General features: G+C 64.6%; 19 protein-coding genes and 1 pseudogene. 8 read left to right on the forward strand and 12 right to left on the reverse strand.

All coding sequences use genetic code 11. The features are described 5' to 3' along the window. The first annotated feature begins 45 nt into the window (after window positions 1-45). From FJ948_RS10750 to FJ948_RS10760, 3 genes and pseudogenes are all read left to right on the forward strand, one after another. Complete coding sequence (locus FJ948_RS10750; RefSeq protein WP_140704139.1) at window positions 46-579, forward strand: DUF934 domain-containing protein; 534 nt, start codon at window positions 46-48, stop codon at window positions 577-579. A gap of 97 nt (window positions 580-676) precedes the next feature. Further along, window positions 677-1,144 (forward strand): annotated as a pseudogene (locus FJ948_RS10755) (GMC family oxidoreductase N-terminal domain-containing protein); the annotation flags it as partial. Between the two features lie 102 nt (window positions 1,145-1,246). After that, on the forward strand, window positions 1,247-1,867 hold the full coding sequence (locus FJ948_RS10760) for a DJ-1/PfpI family protein (RefSeq protein ID WP_140704141.1): 621 nt from the start codon (window positions 1,247-1,249) through the stop codon (window positions 1,865-1,867). 142 nt (window positions 1,868-2,009) lie between these two features. Here FJ948_RS10760 and FJ948_RS10765 read toward each other — a convergent pair whose 3' ends face one another. Further along, window positions 2,010-3,032, reverse strand: coding sequence for a fatty acid desaturase (locus FJ948_RS10765; RefSeq protein ID WP_140704143.1), 1,023 nt, complete (start codon window positions 3,030-3,032; stop codon window positions 2,010-2,012). 91 nt (window positions 3,033-3,123) lie between these two features. Next, window positions 3,124-3,321 (reverse strand): hypothetical protein, encoded by a 198-nt coding sequence (locus FJ948_RS10770; RefSeq protein WP_140704145.1) that lies wholly within the window; start codon window positions 3,319-3,321, stop codon window positions 3,124-3,126. A 238-nt stretch (window positions 3,322-3,559) separates the two neighbouring features. Here FJ948_RS10770 and grpE point away from each other — a divergent pair, with 238 nt between their 5' ends. Together grpE and FJ948_RS10780 are read left to right on the forward strand one after the other, a co-directional pair. Beyond that, a complete protein-coding gene (gene grpE, locus FJ948_RS10775; RefSeq protein ID WP_140704147.1) occupies window positions 3,560-4,192 on the forward strand; it encodes a nucleotide exchange factor GrpE in 633 nt (210 codons plus the stop codon). 95 nt (window positions 4,193-4,287) lie between these two features. Then, the gene (locus FJ948_RS10780; RefSeq protein ID WP_140704149.1) at window positions 4,288-4,920 is read left to right on the forward strand and encodes a trimeric intracellular cation channel family protein; all 633 of its coding nucleotides are present in this window, start codon (window positions 4,288-4,290) and stop codon (window positions 4,918-4,920) included. A gap of 68 nt (window positions 4,921-4,988) precedes the next feature. Here FJ948_RS10780 and FJ948_RS10785 read toward each other — a convergent pair whose 3' ends face one another. From FJ948_RS10785 to FJ948_RS10810, 6 genes are all read right to left on the reverse strand, one after another. Beyond that, a complete protein-coding gene (locus FJ948_RS10785) occupies window positions 4,989-5,864 on the reverse strand; it encodes a GNAT family N-acetyltransferase (RefSeq protein WP_224542095.1) in 876 nt (291 codons plus the stop codon). A gap of 240 nt (window positions 5,865-6,104) precedes the next feature. After that, window positions 6,105-8,396: a PAS domain-containing hybrid sensor histidine kinase/response regulator gene (locus FJ948_RS10790; protein WP_140704153.1), complete on the reverse strand. Its 2,292-nt coding sequence runs from the start codon at window positions 8,394-8,396 to the stop codon at window positions 6,105-6,107. 143 nt (window positions 8,397-8,539) lie between these two features. Next, entirely contained in the window at window positions 8,540-9,529 is a 990-nt protein-coding gene (locus FJ948_RS10795; RefSeq protein WP_140704155.1) for an MDR family oxidoreductase, read from the reverse strand. 55 nt (window positions 9,530-9,584) lie between these two features. After that, window positions 9,585-10,082 carry a signal peptidase II gene (gene lspA, locus FJ948_RS10800; RefSeq protein ID WP_140704157.1) on the reverse strand — a complete coding sequence of 166 codons (498 nt, stop codon included), beginning with the start codon at window positions 10,080-10,082 and terminating at the stop codon, window positions 9,585-9,587. Between the two features lie 13 nt (window positions 10,083-10,095). Continuing rightward, entirely contained in the window at window positions 10,096-10,953 is an 858-nt protein-coding gene (locus FJ948_RS10805; RefSeq protein WP_140704159.1) for an RNA methyltransferase, read from the reverse strand. Between the two features lies 1 nt (window position 10,954). Beyond that, window positions 10,955-12,037, reverse strand: a complete 1,083-nt coding sequence (locus FJ948_RS10810) for a class I SAM-dependent rRNA methyltransferase (protein WP_140704160.1) — start codon at window positions 12,035-12,037, stop codon at window positions 10,955-10,957. Between the two features lie 135 nt (window positions 12,038-12,172). Here FJ948_RS10810 and FJ948_RS10815 point away from each other — a divergent pair, with 135 nt between their 5' ends. The 3 genes from FJ948_RS10815 to FJ948_RS10825 all read left to right on the forward strand — a co-directional run bounded on the left by FJ948_RS10815 (window position 12,173) and on the right by FJ948_RS10825 (window position 13,757). Then, complete coding sequence (locus FJ948_RS10815; RefSeq protein WP_140704162.1) at window positions 12,173-12,862, forward strand: YafY family protein; 690 nt, start codon at window positions 12,173-12,175, stop codon at window positions 12,860-12,862. 74 nt (window positions 12,863-12,936) lie between these two features. Then, a complete protein-coding gene (locus FJ948_RS10820; protein ID WP_140704164.1) occupies window positions 12,937-13,317 on the forward strand; it encodes a VOC family protein in 381 nt (126 codons plus the stop codon). After that, on the forward strand, window positions 13,314-13,757 hold the full coding sequence (locus tag FJ948_RS10825) for an EVE domain-containing protein (RefSeq protein WP_140704166.1): 444 nt from the start codon (window positions 13,314-13,316) through the stop codon (window positions 13,755-13,757). Before FJ948_RS10820 ends, FJ948_RS10825 begins: the two co-directional genes overlap by 4 nt. On the opposite strand, the gene FJ948_RS10830 is transcribed toward FJ948_RS10825, so the two are convergent. From FJ948_RS10830 to sppA, 4 genes are all read right to left on the reverse strand, one after another. Further along, window positions 13,747-14,712, reverse strand: coding sequence for an ornithine cyclodeaminase family protein (locus FJ948_RS10830; protein WP_140704168.1), 966 nt, complete (start codon window positions 14,710-14,712; stop codon window positions 13,747-13,749). The two genes, FJ948_RS10825 and FJ948_RS10830, sit on opposite strands and share 11 nt — an antisense overlap. Window positions 14,713-14,748: 36 nt before the next feature. After that, entirely contained in the window at window positions 14,749-15,129 is a 381-nt protein-coding gene (locus FJ948_RS10835; protein ID WP_140704170.1) for a LapA family protein, read from the reverse strand. Between the two features lie 52 nt (window positions 15,130-15,181). Then, the gene (locus FJ948_RS10840) at window positions 15,182-15,466 is read right to left on the reverse strand and encodes an integration host factor subunit beta (RefSeq protein ID WP_006200394.1); all 285 of its coding nucleotides are present in this window, start codon (window positions 15,464-15,466) and stop codon (window positions 15,182-15,184) included. Between the two features lie 78 nt (window positions 15,467-15,544). Beyond that, window positions 15,545-16,501 (reverse strand): signal peptide peptidase SppA, encoded by a 957-nt coding sequence (sppA, locus tag FJ948_RS10845; RefSeq protein ID WP_140704172.1) that lies wholly within the window; start codon window positions 16,499-16,501, stop codon window positions 15,545-15,547. Window positions 16,502-16,539 lie beyond the last annotated feature (38 nt).

The raw sequence follows: 16,539 nt of genomic DNA on the forward strand, positions 1-16,539 counted from the left end.
GACCTGGACCTCAACACGCTGAGCTTTGAATCTTTAGGAATTTTGATGACTGAACCGACGACACCGGAAACCCGCCTCTGGACCCCGACGGGTTTCCGCGAGGATGAGTGGACGCATGCCGAGAGCGCGGACGCGCTTTCCGGCAATGGCCGCTTCATCCTGCCGCTGCAGGCGTTCCTCGATCTCGATCCGGAGGTGCGCCGCTCGGCGAAGGAGCGGCTCGGCGTCGTGCTACAGCCCGGCGATCAGCTCGAGAAGATCGCCGGCCTGCTCGACCAGCTGTCGCTGGTGGCGCTGGCCTTCCCGGCTTTCGGCGACGGCCGGTCCTTCTCCAAGGGCGAATTGCTGCGCAACCGCTATCACTTCACAGGCGCGCTGCGTGCCACCGGGCAGGTCCTGGTCGACCCGTTGCCGCATATGCTGCGGCTCGGCTTCGACGAGTTCGAGATCTCGAATCCGGTGCTTCTGAAGCGCCTGGAAGAGGGCCGTACCGGGGGCTTGGGGCTTTACTACCAGCCGGCCGCCATAGCGGAGCCCAAGGGACCGAAATATTCCTGGCGGCGCCTTCGCACCAGCTGACGCTGGGGCAGTTCCGTAGGTCTTTACATCGCCCGCGATCGGGCCTTTTCTGGTCGTCCGGATAGAGATATCCGCCTGACGATCGGGAGGGGTCTTCATGCGCTACGACTACGTCATCGCCGGCGGCGGCTCCGCCGGCTGCGCGCTTGCCGTGCGCCTCTCCGAAGATTCGTCGAAAACGGTTTGCCTGATCGAAGCAGGCGATGCCGGCAAGAGTCTGCTGATCCGGGCGCCCGCTGGCGTCATCGCGCTGCTGCCGGGTCGGCCGAAGATCAACAACTGGGCGCTCGAAACGGTGCCGCAGCAGGGGCTTGGCGGCCGCAAGGGGTACCAGCCGCGCGGCAAGGCGCTGGGCGGCTCCAGTGCCATCAACGCCATGCTCTACGCACGCGGCCATCGCCGCGACTATGACGAATGGGCCGATCTTGGCTGCGACGGCTGGTCATGGGACGAGGTGCTGCCCTATTTCCGGCGCTCCGAGGGCAACCAGCGCGGCGCGGATGCCTTGCATGGCGGCGATGGGCCGTTGCGGGTCGCCGAGCAACAGGAGCCTCGTGCTATCGCTTACCAATAGAGCGATTTGCGCTTTCTCTTTCATCGTCCTGCACTTAGCATAGAGCGATTATTTCGTGACCCGAAATAAATGGCCACAAGGGAGGATCCGGGAATGGCTGGCAAGAAGATATTGATGCTCGTTGGCGAGTTCAGCGAGGAGTATGAGATTTTCGTCTTTGAACAGGCCATGCATGCCGTTGGTCACACGGTGCATGTCGTGTGCCCGGACAAGAAGGCCGGCGACGTGCTGAAGACCTCGCTGCATGATTTCGAGGGCCACCAGACCTATACGGAAAAGCTCGGCCACGACTATATCCTGAATAAGACGTTTTCCGAGGTGGACCCGGCCCAGTACGATGCCGTCTACGCGGCGGGCGGGCGCGGGCCCGAATACATCCGTATCGACAAGCGCGTGCAGGCGCTGGTGCGGCACTTCCATGAGACCGGCAAGCCGATTTTCACCATCTGCCATGGCGTGCAGATCCTGATCGCGGTCGACGGCGTGGTGCGGGGCAGGGAAGTGGCGGCGCTTCACTATTGCGAGCCAGAAGTCACGCTGGCCGGCGGCATCTATATCGACGTCGCGCCGACGGGGGCCCATGTCGACGGCAATCTGGTGTCGGCCAAAGGCTGGCCGGGCCTGTCCAATTTCATCCGCGAATGCCTGAAGGTGTTGGGCACGGAGATCCGCCATGGCGAGATCCTGATGCGCGAAGAGCGGCAAGCAGCCTGAGCAGAGGCGTCGCCGGGCCGCGCGCCCGCGGCGCGGCGCTGATCCCTGAGCGGGTCGCCGTTTGACGGAAACGCTGACCCGCTTGTCTCCTGATGTTGCGCAACCGCGGACAAAAACCGTGCCCGCGGTTCCCAGGGTTGCTCTACAGGGCCGCGTGTGCCTCGCGGAACGATACCAGCTTGCGGCGGTTTTCGTCCCACAAGGCCAGTTTGACGCAGCGCAGGCTGTCGAGCAGCGTGACGCGGCCGATACCGCGCAGTTCCGGATAATCGCGCAGCACTTCCTGCAGGCGGTAGCCGGGGACCTTGGCGGAGAGATGGTGGACGTGGTGGACGCCGATATTGCCGGTAAACCAGTTCAGCACCGGAGGCAGGTCGTAGTAGGACGAGCCGTGCAGGGCGGCATGCTGGAACTGCCATTCCTCATCCTTCGCCCATTCGGTCTCCTCGAACTGATGCTGGACGTAGAACAGCCAGATGCCGGCCGAACCGGCGAGGATGACGATCGGCAGATGGACGATCAGGAACGCGCCTGGACCGACGGCCCAGATAAGCAATGCCGCCGCGAGCGCAATGGCGAGATTGGTGGTCATCGACGACACCCAAGGCGTCAGTCCGCCACGCATCATGCCGATCGGCAGCCTTTGCGAGAAGATGAACAGCCAGATCGGCCCGAGGCCGAACATCACCAGCGGATGGCGGTAGAGGCGATAGGCCAGGCGGCCGCGCCAGGACATGCGCCGGTACTCCGCGACGGTCAGCGTCGTGATGTCGCCCATGCCGCGCTCGTCAAGATTGCCGGCGCTGGCATGATGCACGGCGTGGGCACGCCGCCAGCAATCGTAGGGCGTCAGCGTCAGGACGCCAAGCGCACGGCCGATCCAGTCGTCGGCGATGCGATTGGCGAAGAACGAGCCATGGCCGCAATCGTGCTGGATCATGAAGATCCGCACCAGGAAGCCGGCCGCGGGCAGGATGAGGACCAGCCCCCACCAATGGCCGTACGCATAGGCGGCGGAAGACAGAGCCCACAGTGTGGCGAAAGGGATGAGGGTAATGGCGAGTTCGAGCGCGCTGCGCCGCCTGTCAGGCTTCTTGTAGCGTGCCAGAATCTTGAGCCAGGCGCGCTTGCTGTTGGCCGCCACTTCAGGGGAAATCATGTTCATCAGGAAGCATAGGCAGGGCGCGCCGCCGCCGCAAGCCGGCCATCACGTAAAGTTACTGTGCGTAATTGTCGCGTAAGGCCGGACGACGAGGCTATTGCCGGCGCCAGACGTCGCCGTTCTCGACCCGGTCAAGGCGGTCGAGCAATTGCCTGAATCGATCGGGTATGTCGGTCTCGGCGCGGAAGGTTGGCAAGGTGCGCACAAAGCGCGCCATCGTCTCGGCACCGAGCTGGCGCCGAACCTCCGCGGCGAGCCCTTCGCCTTTTTCAAGCTTGTTGCGGGTCATCATCTCAAAAATCCTGCGTCGGCTCCGAAACTCCTCCAGCAAGGGAATGGTTCCCCCATCACGCCCTTGTGGCAAGCAAAGCCGGCAAGTACGGTAAAATTTGAATTAAAATCGGAGCATCGCCCTGATGCCTTCCAGGTCCGTTCAAAGGGCCTTGCGGTCGCTTTCCCCTTGATTTTTGGCCTGCGAACCTCGATATCGGGCACAAAATCCACACCAGTCGAGATGACGGGAAACGGCGATGAGCGACCAGGCAAAAGATGAACGCGCGCCCAGTGAAGCCGAGACGGCCGAGGCCAATGCCGAGCGCACGGAAGGCGGGATCGACGGCGACTACGAAGCGCTTGTGCGGCTGCTGAAGGAAAATGAAGAGCTGAAGGACCGCGCGTTGCGCGTCGCGGCCGAGATGGAGAACCTGCGCCGCCGCACCGCGCGCGACGTGCATGACGCGCGCACCTATGCCGTGGCGAATTTCGCCCGCGACATGCTGTCGGTATCGGACAATCTGCGCCGCGCGCTGGATGCCATTCCCGCCGAGGCCAAAGCGTCGGGCGACGCCGGCTTCAAGGCGCTGATCGAAGGCGTCGATCTCACCGAACGCGCCATGCTGTCGGCGCTGGAACGGCATGGGGTCAAGAAACTCGCCCCGGAAGGCGAGAAGTTCGATCCCAATTTCCACCAAGCCATGTTCGAAGTGCCCAATCCGGATGTCCCGGCCAACACCGTGGTCCAGGTCGTGCAGCCGGGCTATTCGATCGGCGAGCGGGTGCTGCGCCCGGCCATGGTCGGCGTCGCCAAGGGAGGCCCCAAAATCGCCGCCGAGGCGCCGGTCGAGCCGGGGCCGGTCAATGAGCAGGCGGAGAAGGATGCGTGAGTAGCGAATAGAGAGTAGTGAGTAGCAAGGACCGGGTCGGGTAGCGCCTGCTTCGCCAATTGCCATTCACTACCGACTACTTCACTACTCACTCCATGAATCCCATCGCCCTTCTCGACTATGCCGGCGTTGCCGTCTTCGCGGCGACCGGGGCATTGGCGGCTTCGCGCAAACAGCTCGATATTATCGGCTTCCTGTTCCTGGCCAGCGTCACCGGCATCGGCGGTGGCACGCTTCGCGACGTGATCCTCAATCTGCCGGTCTTCTGGGTCGCCAACTCCAGCTACGTGCTGATCTGCGCGGCGGTCGCGGTGTTGGTGTTCTTTGGTGCGCATCGTGTCGAATCCCGGTGGAAATGGCTGCTGTGGCTCGACGCGATCGGGCTGGCGGCCTTTTCGGTGATGGGGGCGGCCAAGGGGCTGGCAATTACCGGCTCACCGGTTGTCTCCGTCATCACCGGCGTGCTCACCGCCACGTTTGGTGGCATCCTGCGCGATCTGCTGGCCGGCGAACCCTCTGTGCTGCTGAGACCGGAAATCTACGTTACCGCGGCTCTGGTAGGCGCCGCCATCTTCACGGCTGGCGACGTCGCGGGATTGCCGCCGATCGTTTCGGAGGTGGCCGGCTTCGCCGCTGCCTTCGCGGTGCGTGGCGGTGCGCTGCGTTTCGGTTGGGCGTTTCCATCCTACAAGAGCCGCCCCGGCCGGCGGCCCGAAGACATTCCGTGAGTGAGTAGGGAATAGTCAGTAGTCAGTCCGTGATGTCGCTGCGTAGCGTTCATCACGCACCACTCACTTCAAGCCGCGAAGCGCTGCGCTTCCCCGCCATAATAGTTGACGTAGCGGGCGCCGATCTCCTTGACCGGCATCACGACGAAGACGTCGACGGTCGAGAATTCGCGGTCGATGACGCAACCATCGCCGATGCGGGCGCCGACCCGCAGATAGCCCTTGACCAGAGGCGGCATCGCCGCGATCGCCGCCTTGGTGTTGACCGCCTCGATCGGCATCAGGTCCATCGAGCAATAACGCCCCGACACGGCGCGCACATCCCAGGCCGAATTGGTGCGGCAGTGATGGGCGAGATAGGTCAGTGCCTCTGCATGCGCCGCCGGTACGGTGCCGTGGAAGGAAGCACAGCCGGTCATCACACCGATTTCGTAGTGGTTGATGTAGGCCCAGATGCCTTGCCACAGCGCTTCGATGGTGCGCTTCGAACGATATTGCGGCAAAACGCAGGAGCGGCCGAGTTCGAGAAAACGCTGGCCGGGGTGACGGGCGATGAGTTTGGTCAACTCGAATTCGCCTTCGGAATAGAAGCCTCCGGCGGTTGCCGCGATTTCTTGCCGCAGCAAGCGGTAGGTGCCGACGATGCGGCGATGCTCGGGGCCGGAAAGCGAGGTATCGAGGACGAGCAGATGATCGCAGAGCGGATCGAAGCGATCGGCATCGCGGCGATCCTGCGCCTGGAAAAGGTCTTTCCTGGCGCCAAGCTCGTCATAGAATACGCGGTAACGCACTTCCTGCGCGGCCGCGATCTCGGCCTCGTTGCGGGCGAGCCGCACTTCGAGATTGCCGATACGGCCGAGTGCCGCGCCTTTTATGACGGAATCGACATTACGTCCGGCGAGCAAGGCGCTGCTGGCGTTCGGCCGAGTGTCACATTCCGGCATAACTGTATGCACGAGTGATTCTCCTTCGAGCCATCCCTCTTGGCACGGGGATACGGTGTAGGTGCAACAGGATTGTGACAGTACCGTGATACGGCGTCGCGGGCAATACTTCGTCGGCTGGCGAAAACGGTCAACCGGCTATGTTGGGTCACAAGAGCCCTGTGCGCTTTGCGTTCGCGGGCGCCGAAACCGGGCTGCTTTTGTGGTGGTCTTGTCAGCCACGCACCGGGAAAAGGTGGCTCAAGCGGCGACCTGGCCCTCGACGGCACTGACCAGCGCGTCGGGATCGAGCGGCTTGGTGACGAAGCCGCTGGCGCCGTGGGCAAGCACCGTATGGCGGGTCTTTTCCTGGCTGTCCGCCGACAGAACCATGATCGGCACCGGCGGCACGGAGGTTTCCTCTTCATGGCGGCGGATCGCGGCAATGGCGTCCAACCCGTCCATGACTGGCATATGCAGGTCCATCAGCACCACGTCGAAGCGGCGGTTGTGCCCGGCGCCGGTGACCGCCTCGACGGCGGCCTTGCCGTTGCCGACCACCTTGACGCGATGCCCGGCCTTCAACAGCGTTGCGCGGGCCAGCATGGCGTTGATGTCGTTGTCCTCGGCGATCAGCACGGACAGGCCCTGCTGGCGTTCGCCCGCGGCACGATGTGCCGGTGCGCGGCGTTTTTCCGACTGCGGTGGGGCCTGCACCGGTGCATGGCTGCTCAAAAGGACACGCAAAAGTGTTCCCCCACGCACCGGCCGGGCAAGGAATGTCGCGTAGCCGCTGGCGCGAAACTCGCCAAGCATGCCGCGGTCGGTGGGGGCGATCAGCGTGACGGCTTCGCAATCGGAAAACCCATGCTGGCGGAGCCGTTTGAGCAGCCTTCCGTCACTCTCCTCCATGGCTGCGTCGACCAGAAGCACGTCGCAGCCGTCGGCGAAGGACGCTGCCTGGGCCACGGTGGTGGCGATGCCGGCCGCGCCGCCATTGGCGCGGATGGTGAGGGCGATGGCGTCGGCTTCGACGGTATTCTTGGACAGGATCACGGCGCGTCGGCCGGCAAGCGCGTTCATCCGGCCCTGCGGCGGTTCGGTGGCTGATATGGCGGGGATCTCGAAGACGAACTCCGATCCCTGGCCAAGCCGGCTGGAAACCGAAATCGTGCCGCCCATGGCGGCCACCAGGCGCCTGGAGATGGCAAGTCCCAGTCCGGCACCGCCATGCGTGCGCGTCGAGGTGCCGTCGGCCTGCTCGAACTCCTCGAAGATGCGCTCCATGTCCTCGTCGCGCATGCCGGGACCGGTATCGGCGATGGTGAAGCAGATGCGGTCGGTGGTCTCGGTTCGGGCGCGCGCGACGGTGACCAGCACGCCGCCGCTGTCGGTGAACTTGATGGCGTTGCCGATGAGGTTGAGCAGCACCTGCCTGACCCGGCCTGGATCGGCGGTGATCAATTGCGGCACATCCGGTTCGACATGGCAGCCGAGGCCGATATTCTTGGCGAAGGCGCGCGCGGCCATCAACTCGATGATGTTGTCGGCGATCTCGCGCACCGACATGGGCTGCGGTTCGGGATCGAAGCGCCCGGCCTCGATCTTGGAATAGTCGAGCAGGTCCTCGATCAGGGCCAGCAAGGCGCTGGCCGAGGTCGAGATGGCGCCGACATAGGTCTGCTGCTCCGGCGACAGGCTGGTGTCGGCGAGCAGCCTGGCCATGCCCATGATGCCGTTCATCGGCGTACGGATCTCGTGGCTGACGGTGGCCAGGAAGCGCGACTTGGCCTGGCTTGCGAACTCGGCCCGCTCGCGCGCGGTGATCATGGACGATTCGGCGCGTTTGCGGGCGGTGATGTCGCGGGCGATGGCGCGATGCGAGACGGCACCGCTGTCCTTGTCGCGCACCGACAGCTCGATCCACGAGAACCAGCGCGGGCCGGTGGGCGTGCGGATGGCGACGTCGGTGGAACTCAGGCACTCATGGTCCGAGAAAGCGGCATCGGGAACGATGCCGACCTCGATGCCGAGCTCGGCCAGCGTCTTGCCGGCAAGGTCGCGCTGATCGGTTTCGACGAGGTCGGCGAACACCTTGTTGGCATAGACGATGTGACCGTCGCGGTCGCGATGGATGACGAGGTCGCCGAGGGCGTCGATGAGACCGCGAAAGCGCTCCTCGCTTTCCTGCATCTCCCACATGCGGTCGGCCAGCGTCTCGATCTCGGCGCGGTTGCGAGCGGTGGTCTCGTCGAGCAGGACCGTTGTGTGGCGTACGCCGCGCCTGGCGTGCAGATGCATGGCCAAGCCGGCAAGGCCTGTTGCCAGCAAGGCAAGGCTGATGAAGGGCGGCGCCCCGGTCAGGTAGGAGAGGCCGGCCAGCGCCATGACAACGAAGGCCAGGATCGGCAGGCCCTCGCGCTTGACCGGTTGCTGATCGGGCACCAGCGGCGGCGCGGCGATAAACCGTCGCACCGATGCCGACGCGTGCGCCGGTGCCGCATCGATGTCGTCGCCAGCGTCGGCCTGTCGGCTGTCGGATTCCGCGATCATGCGAAATCCTTTGCCAGACAGAGATTATGGAAAATTGCGGGGGATCGTTCGAATTTTAGCGGATAGCGCGTTTTTGCCCCGCGGCGACGGATTTGCCGGCCGATGTGGCAATTCCGTCCGCTGCCCGCGATGCGTGAGCCGGGTCACATGTCGACGACGACGCGGCCGCGGATCTTGCCGTCGACGATGTCGCGTGCGGCACCGATGATGCCGTCAAAGCCGATGGTCGTGGACAGGCTGGCGAGCTTGTCCACATCGAGATCGGAGCCGATGCGCCGCCAGGCTTCGAGGCGCACGGCCTTCGGCGCCATCACCGAATCGATGCCGAGGAGCGAGACGCCGCGCAGGATGAAGGGCGCCACGCTCGACGGCAGATCCATGCCGCCCGCCAGACCGCAGGCCGCGACCGCGCCACCATAGGACGTCATCGACAGCACGTTGGCCAGCGTGTGGCTGCCGACCGAATCGATGCCTCCGGCCCAGCGCTCCTTGGCCAACGGCTTGGCGGGCTGGTTGAGTTCGTCGCGCGATATCACTTCGGCGGCGCCAAGATTGATCAGATAAGGGCTTTCGGCGTTGCGGCCGGTCGAGGCAATGACATGGTAGCCGAGGCTGGACAGGATCGAGACCGCGACCGACCCGACGCCGCCGGCAGCGCCCGTCACCACGACAGGGCCGCGATCGGGCAGGATGCCGTGCCGCTCCAGCGCCATGACACAGAGCATGGCCGTGTAGCCGGCGGTGCCGACCGCCATGGCGTCATGCGCGCTCATGCCTTCCGGCAAGGGCACCAGCCAGTCGCCCTTAACACGGGCGCGCCCGGCATAGGCGCCGAAATGCGTTTCGCCAACGCCCCAGCCATTCAGGATGACCTTGTCGCCCTTGCGCCAATCGGGATTGGAAGAGGAGGTGACGGTGCCGGCGAGGTCGATGCCCGGCACCAGCGGCCATCGGCGGATCACCGGCGCCTTGCCCGATATGGCCAATCCATCCTTGTAGTTCACCGTCGTCGCCTCGACCGCGATGGTGACGTCGCCCTCCATCAGATCGGCGTCGGTGAGATCGGTCACGGCGACCGACTGTTTTTTCTCGGCGTCGCGCGAAACGAGGATGGCTTTGAAGGTTTCGGGCATCTTTCTCTCCGCGAACTTGCTTGGCGTCTGACTGTGCGGCGACGGTCGGGCGGGGTCAATCCTTGGAAGGCTTGGCGTTCGGAGACGTGGATTCGCGCCGCCAGCCGATGAGTTCGTCGAAGACGACCAGCGCCGCGCCGACGGAAATGAAGGCGTCCGCGAGGTTGAAGACGGCGAAGGACCAGACCGGCGTGTGGAACAGGATGTAATCGATGACATGGCCGTAGACGGCACGGTCGATCAGATTGCCCAACGCGCCGCCGATGATCAGGGCAAAGCCGATGCGGGCGATGACATGGCCCGCAGGCGTGCGCGTGGCAAGGTAAAGCACGAAAGCCACGACCAGGACGGCGATGACCACCAGCCCGGTGTCACCGAAGGAGGAGAACATCGAGAAAGCGATGCCGGTGTTGTAGGTGCGAAACAGCGCCAGGAAGGGCACCAGATCAAGCTTTTCCTGAAACGGCAGGCCGGCCTCGACCAGCGTCTTTATCCATTGGTCGAGCGCGATGGCCACGATGACGAGTAGCGCGTAGGGGGGCCATGATTTCACGATTGGGCAACCTTCATTGCTGGTCGGGAATTGGTTCGAGTTTCAGCGCGCCGCGCCTGATCTCGAACAGCATAATGCCGGTGGCGACCGCGAGGTTGAGCGAATCGGCGCGGCCCGCCTGCGGTATCCTGAGCAGCCTGTCGCAACTCGCCGCCAGGCTTTCGGGCAGTCCCTGCTGCTCGTTGCCCATCATCAGCAGCACCGGCCCGCGGGAAAAATCGACCGAGCGGTAGTCGACAGCGCCTTTCAGATGCGTGCCGGCGACGAGGCCCGAAAAGCCACCGCGCCAGGCGAGGAATGCCTCGGTCGTCGCCCTTGCAACCGGCACGGCGAAGATCGACCCCATGGTAGCGCGCACCGTCTCGACGGAAAAAGGGTCGGTGGTGTCGCCGACCAGGATGACGCCCTTGGCGCCGACGGCATCGACGGTGCGGATGACGGTGCCGAGATTGCCGGGATCGCGCACCCGGTCGAGCGCGACCCAGACATCGCCATTGTCGGCACGGATGTCCTTCAGTGCCAGGAACTTCTGCGAGAAGACGCCGACCACCATCTGCGGATTGTCGCGGCGGGTGATGGCGACAAGCACTTTTTCCGAGACTTCGAGCACCATGCCGCCGGCGGCGACCGTGCGCGCCGCGACCTTTTCCACGGCCGGATTGCCGCGTCCGGCCTTCGCGAAAACCAGCGTCCTGATCTGCCAGCCCAAGTCGAGCGCATCGATCACCAGCTTAAGCCCTTCGGCCATGAAGGCGTTCTGCTGGTCGCGGAATTTCTTCAAGGCGAGTGCCTTGATGTCCTTGACCAGCGGATTGGCAAGACTGGTGACTTCCTTCACCTGGCCGGGTGCGCCGGCGTGCCGTTCGTTCATGTCAGGCCACCCAGCGCGAAAAAAGTGATGTCGAAAGCGCGCGGCTGGCGGACTTCTCACGGATGATCAACTCACCCGATTCAACCTTGCCGCCCATGCCGGCAAAGGTGTCGCGCATCAGGGCGTGGATGGCGAAGAAGGAGGCGCGAATCGAGTAGGCGGTCAGCACCACGGCAAGCGGTTTCGGGGTCAGGATCGAGCGGCAGAGGTCGGTCAGATCAGGCAGGTCCTCGAACAACTGCCAGACCTCGCCCTTGGGACCGCGGCCATAGGCCGGCGGATCGAACAGGATGATGTCGTAGCGGCTGCCGCGACGCTCCTCGCGCTCGGCGAACTTCACCGCGTCGTCGACGATCCAGCGGATCGGCTTGCCGCCAAGCCCGGCCATCTCCTGGTTTTCGCGGGCCCAGCCGATCGCCTTTTTCGAGGCGTCGACATGGGTGACCTCAGCGCCCGCACGCGCCGCCACCAGCGAGGCGAGACCGGTATAGCCGAACAGGTTCAGCACCTTGACGGGCCGCCTGGCCGCCGCGATCAGCCCTGCCATATGGTCCCAGTGCGAGGCCTGCTCGGGAAAGACGCCGACATGGCGAAACGAGGTGAAACGGCCGAGATAGTCGATGCCGTCATGCTTCATCGGCCAGGTTTCGCCGAGCGGCGTCTTGGGAAAACGCCAGCGGCCGATGCCTTCCTCGTCGGTGTCGCCGGTAAAGATCGCGTCGGCACGCTCCCAGTCCTTGGCCGGCAGAGCCTTCTGCCAGATCGCCTGGCCCTCGGGACGCACGATGCGGTAGGGGCCGTATTGTTCGAGTTTTTGTCCGGCGCCGCTGTCGAGCAACGCATAATCGGCGTTCGGCGCCACTTCGAGGATCAGCGGCAGGTGTTCGGCCGGTAGCGCTCCGTCGCGACGGGCAAGGTTGCGCGGCGCGGATTTCGGTGCGGACTGGTTGTCCGGCTTGCCGGTCTGTTCTTCGCGTGGCTTTGCTTGCGGCCTTGCCGCCGCGCGGTCGTGCGGACGCGCCTGTTGCGCACCGCCTTTCGCAGGCGGGCGGCTGTCGCGGCGTTTGTCGCGAAAAGACTTCAAGCGGGAGCATCTCCGAGCGGCGTGGCCGCTTTTGGCATAGGGCAACCGGCTTCGCAACCAAGTCCGCTTCGCCGTGCCTCCCGTTCATGTCGGCAAGCGATGGACCAATGTCAAAGAAACAGGCAAATCTGCCGGATGTCGCGCTCCGAACGCCTGCTTGACCTGATCCAGTCGCTTCGCCGGCACCGCCGGCCGGTGAGCGGGCAAGCATTGGCGGATGAACTCGGGATCTCGATCCGCACGCTCTACCGCGATATCGTAACGTTGCAGGGGCAAGGCGCGCCGATCGAGGGCGAGGCGGGGCTTGGCTATGTGCTCAAGCCTGGCTTCATGCTGCCGCCGCTGATGTTCAGCGACGAGGAGATCGAAGCCATCGTGCTCGGCTCGCGCTGGGTGGCCAAGCAGCCGGACCGGCGTCTTTCTGCCGCCGCCGCCAATGCGCTGGCCAAGATCGCGGCCGTGCTGCCGGACGATTTGCGTGAGGATCTCGACGCCTCGACGCTGCTGGTCGGGCCACCGGCCGCAGTCATCGAGGGCATCGATCTCGGCCTGGTGCGACAGGCCATCCGCAATGAACGCAAGCTCGCTTTCCACTACCGCGACGCGGGCGGCGCCGCTTCACAGCGCGTCGTCTGGCCGTTCGCGCTCGGCTTCTTCGACAAGGTGCGGGTCGTGGTGGCATGGTGCGAGACGCGGCAGGATTTCCGGCATTTTCGCACGGATCGCATCGCCGAGCTGACGCCGATCGATACACGCTATCCACGCCGGCGCCAGGCGATGCTCAAGGAATGGCGGGCAACGCTCGACAAGCCGCGCGGCTCATGATGGCTACTGCCAGAATCTGACAGTAGCCTGTTCTAGGGTCTGCCAATCGAAACGCCGACCCTTGGAGATCAGACATGACCAGCCCGAACTTCGTCATTCTCTATGTCGACCGGCCGCTCGAGAGCGGCGCCTTCTACAGCGCGCTGCTGGGACGGGAGCCGGTCGAAAGCGCGCCGACCTTCGTCCTGTTCGTGCTCGACAACGGCTTCAAGCTCGGCCTCTGGTCACGTCATACGGTCGAGCCGGCAGCAGAAGCGGCCGGTGGCGGTTCCGAGATCGTGTTTGCGCTGGAGACGCCTGCCGCGGTCGACGCCACGTATGCCGACTGGGCCGGGCGCGGCCTGAAAATATTGCAGGCGCCGACCGACATGGATTTCGGTCGCACTTTCGTCGCGCTCGATCCCGACAATCACCGTCTGCGCGTTTATTGGCTGAACGACGGAGAACAGGCATGAACGCCTGCTGGATCGCGGTCGCGTCGGCGCAGCATGTGCGGCGCGGCCGCAACGACGGTTTCATGCAAGTCAATCACGGCAAGGCCGCACCGTTGCGCCGCATCAGGCCCGGCGATGGCATCGTCTATTACTCGCCAACCACGGTCCTGGGCGAGAAAGACGGTTTGCAGGCGTTCACGGCGATTGGCACCGTGCGGGAAGGAGAGCCCTATCAAGGCATCATGGGCGGCGGCTTCACGCCATACCGCCGCGATGTCGATTGGGCGCAGGCGCAGGAAACGCCGATCAAGCCGTTGCTCGACAGGCTGGAGTTCACCGCTGGCAAATCGAACTGGGGTTACCAGCTTCGCTTTGGTCTTTTCGAAATCACCGCGCATGATTTTCATCTGATCGCCGACGCCATGAGCGTTGCGACGAAGCTTGTGGGCGCTATCGCTTGAGCGCTTCGTAGACGGCAATGCCGGCGGCCAAGTCCTCCAGTGCCGCGCCAACCGATTTGAAGAGCGTGATCTCGTCAGCGCCGCCGCGGCCTTGCTTCTGGCCGCGCGCCAGTTCGTGCAGGTCGGCGACGATGGCTTCCGGCTTCAGCACGCCGGAGGCCAGTGGCTGGACGATGTCGCCCGCTTCCTTGGTGGCGCCGGCGCGGGTGTCGACATAGACGCGGGCGCACCTGATCGCGTCGTCATCGCCTTCGCGCATCGTCGGGGTGAAGCCGCCAACCAGATCGACATGGGTTCCCGGCCGCAGCAGCGCACCCTTGACCAGCGGCGTGGTGGTGATCGTCGCCGAGGAGACGATGTCGGCCTGGCCAAGCTCGGCATCGAGATCGGTCGCGGCGCTGGCGGCGAAACCCTCGGCGCGCAGATCGGCCGCGACTTTCTCGGCGTTGCCCGGGGTGCGGTTCCAGATGCGGATGGTCTTGATCGGCCGCACGGCGCTGTGCGCCCTGACGAGGAAGGGCGACAGCGCGCCGGCGCCGACCACGAGCAGCCGCGAGGCGTCGGCGCGCGCGAGATAGGACGCCGCCAGCGCCGAGGCGCAGGCCGTGCGCCACTGCGTCAGCCGCTGGCCGTCGATCAGGGCCTCCGGTTCGCCGGTGCCGCCATCGAGCAGGAGATAGAGCCCCATCACGGCGGGCTTGCCGATGGCATTGTTGTCGGGCGAGACGGTCACGATCTTGACGCCGATATGACCACCGGCCGAACCGCCGGCGGCGTGAAAATCGGTCCAGGCCGGCATTAGCAGCAAGGTCGACGCCGCGCCATCCAGCCTTTCCACCGCGTGATGATGCCTGACCGGCTGCACCGCGCCGTCGCGAAAAGCGGTGCGCAGCGTTTCGACCAGTCCAGGAAAGGTCAGCGCGCGATCGACCTCGGCGGCCGAAATGGTCAGCATGAAAGGCTCCGTGAAAAGAATGCGCCGGCCCGCGGCTCAACCGGTCGGCTTCGGCAATGCCGGTCCCTGGGCCGGTCCCTGGGCCGGTCCTTGGGCCGACCCTTGGACCGGGGCGTGCGGCGCCGTCGGCGCGCGGCTGACCGCTTGGCGCAGGTTTTCCGCCTCGACGCCACGCTGGCGCGCCAGCTTGCGGTAGCGGCCCTGCTTGACCCAGGTTGCCAGGCTGCCGACGATCATGCCGATGGCGAGCGCCACGAACAGGAAGATGAACAGCGGCAAGGTCAGCGTCAGCTTCGGATTGCCGGGATTGAAAGGATCCAGCGTGAAGGCGACGAGTTCGCGGTTGGCAACAGCCAGCGCGATCAGAATGATCGCCAGGGGCACGAAGACCACGATGAGCATGAAACGATTGAGCATGATATTTTCCGTCGCAAGCGGGCCGCGATAAGGCCGTCCGGCGCCGACGCGCCTACTTGCCGCCGTTCAGCCTTTCACGCAGTTCCTTGCCGGTCTTGAAGAACGGCACCCATTTCTCCTCGACCTCGACGGATTCGCCGGTGCGCGGGTTGCGGCCGGTGCGGGCGGGTCGGTTCTTCACCGAAAAAGCGCCGAAACCGCGTAACTCGACCCGGTTGCCCTCGGCAAGCGCGTCGGTGATTTCATCGAAGATCGCGCCGACGATGTTTTCGACGTCGCGCAGGAAAAGATGCGGATTGCGCGTGGCAATAATCTGCACAAGCTCGGACTTGATCATCAGACGGGTCCCCGTGAAAGCAGTTCGGTCAATTTATCAGGATGATTTTATTTGCTTTTTCAGCTGTCCCAACGCGTCTCAAGGGTGCCAGACGGAAACGAGACCGTCAAGAAACAAGCGGTCGGCGCCAAGTTCATGGATGACGTCGCCGCCGGAGTCCGGCAGGCCGAGCGCGCCCGCGACCGTGCGTGCCATCGCCTTCGAGAACAGGAAGCCGCCGCGCCGTTCCGTGTCCTTCCACTCGACAACCTTGAGTTTGGCATCGACACCCTTGGTCGCCAGCCAGTCGATCGCCACGGACTCGCCGCCGACAGCGTCGATCAGCCCGTTGGTAACACCCTGGCGGCCGGTGAAGATCGAACCGTCTGCGAGCGCCAGCGCCTGTTCGCGGGTCATCTTGCGGCGCTCCGCGACGATGCCGACGAACCAGTCGTAGCTGTCGAGGATGAGCTTGCGGACCATGGCGCGCTCATCGTCATTGGTCGGCTTGAAGGGCGAGGGTGAGGCTTTCAGCGGCGAGGATTTAACCTCCTCCAGCTTGACGCCGAGCTTGTCCATCAGGCCGCTGACGTCAGGATACTGGATCAGCACCCCGATCGAGCCGACGATCGAGGTCTTGCGGGCGACAATATGGTCGGCGGCACTTGCGATCATGTAGCCCGCCGACGCGGCGAGCGTGCCGACCTCGGCCACGACCGGCTTGTCGGCGGCCACCTTGCGCACCTCCTCGTAGATCGATTCGCCGCCGACGGTGGTGCCGCCGGGAGAATCGATCACAAGGATCACGCCTTTCACCTTCGACGACTGACGGATCATCTCCAGCCGCTTGATCAGTTCGTCGTCCTCGGTGATGGTGCCTTCGATCCTGACCTTGGCGATGTGGTCGACGGCGGAGCCGCCGAGATCGTCGCGATAGAACCAGGCCGACAGTGCAATCACGCCGAGCGCCACGACGGCAAAGGCCGCGACGCGCCAGAAAGTCAGCTTGCGCCGCAAGCGGCGTCGGTCGATCAGGTCGTCGGCTCTCAATGCCATCGTCAGCCTCACAGTCAGCGGGAAGAGACGCTTTTAGA

Source organism: Mesorhizobium sp. B2-3-12 (assembly GCF_006442205.1).
GTDB lineage: Bacteria > Pseudomonadota > Alphaproteobacteria > Rhizobiales > Rhizobiaceae > Mesorhizobium.

What these genes read in the sequence shown, in the direction of transcription:
- FJ948_RS10750 (WP_140704139.1), top strand. Translation starts at nt 46, where the DNA reads ATGACTGAACCGACGACACCGGAAACCCGCCTCTGGACCCCGACGGGT.
- FJ948_RS10835 (WP_140704170.1), bottom strand. Translation starts at nt 15,129, where the DNA reads ATGCTCAATCGTTTCATGCTCATCGTGGTCTTCGTGCCCCTGGCGATC.
- FJ948_RS10760 (WP_140704141.1), top strand. Translation starts at nt 1,247, where the DNA reads ATGGCTGGCAAGAAGATATTGATGCTCGTTGGCGAGTTCAGCGAGGAG.
- FJ948_RS10830 (WP_140704168.1), bottom strand. Translation starts at nt 14,712, where the DNA reads ATGCTGACCATTTCGGCCGCCGAGGTCGATCGCGCGCTGACCTTTCCT.
- FJ948_RS10820 (WP_140704164.1), top strand. Translation starts at nt 12,937, where the DNA reads ATGACCAGCCCGAACTTCGTCATTCTCTATGTCGACCGGCCGCTCGAG.
- FJ948_RS10785 (WP_224542095.1), bottom strand. Translation starts at nt 5,864, where the DNA reads ATGCCGGAATGTGACACTCGGCCGAACGCCAGCAGCGCCTTGCTCGCC.
- FJ948_RS10840 (WP_006200394.1), bottom strand. Translation starts at nt 15,466, where the DNA reads ATGATCAAGTCCGAGCTTGTGCAGATTATTGCCACGCGCAATCCGCAT.
- FJ948_RS10805 (WP_140704159.1), bottom strand. Translation starts at nt 10,953, where the DNA reads ATGAACGAACGGCACGCCGGCGCACCCGGCCAGGTGAAGGAAGTCACC.
- sppA (WP_140704172.1), bottom strand. Translation starts at nt 16,501, where the DNA reads ATGGCATTGAGAGCCGACGACCTGATCGACCGACGCCGCTTGCGGCGC.
- FJ948_RS10770 (WP_140704145.1), bottom strand. Translation starts at nt 3,321, where the DNA reads ATGATGACCCGCAACAAGCTTGAAAAAGGCGAAGGGCTCGCCGCGGAG.
- FJ948_RS10780 (WP_140704149.1), top strand. Translation starts at nt 4,288, where the DNA reads ATGAATCCCATCGCCCTTCTCGACTATGCCGGCGTTGCCGTCTTCGCG.
- FJ948_RS10825 (WP_140704166.1), top strand. Translation starts at nt 13,314, where the DNA reads ATGAACGCCTGCTGGATCGCGGTCGCGTCGGCGCAGCATGTGCGGCGC.
- FJ948_RS10790 (WP_140704153.1), bottom strand. Translation starts at nt 8,396, where the DNA reads ATGATCGCGGAATCCGACAGCCGACAGGCCGACGCTGGCGACGACATC.
- FJ948_RS10765 (WP_140704143.1), bottom strand. Translation starts at nt 3,032, where the DNA reads ATGAACATGATTTCCCCTGAAGTGGCGGCCAACAGCAAGCGCGCCTGG.
- FJ948_RS10815 (WP_140704162.1), top strand. Translation starts at nt 12,173, where the DNA reads ATGTCGCGCTCCGAACGCCTGCTTGACCTGATCCAGTCGCTTCGCCGG.
- FJ948_RS10795 (WP_140704155.1), bottom strand. Translation starts at nt 9,529, where the DNA reads ATGCCCGAAACCTTCAAAGCCATCCTCGTTTCGCGCGACGCCGAGAAA.
- grpE (WP_140704147.1), top strand. Translation starts at nt 3,560, where the DNA reads ATGAGCGACCAGGCAAAAGATGAACGCGCGCCCAGTGAAGCCGAGACG.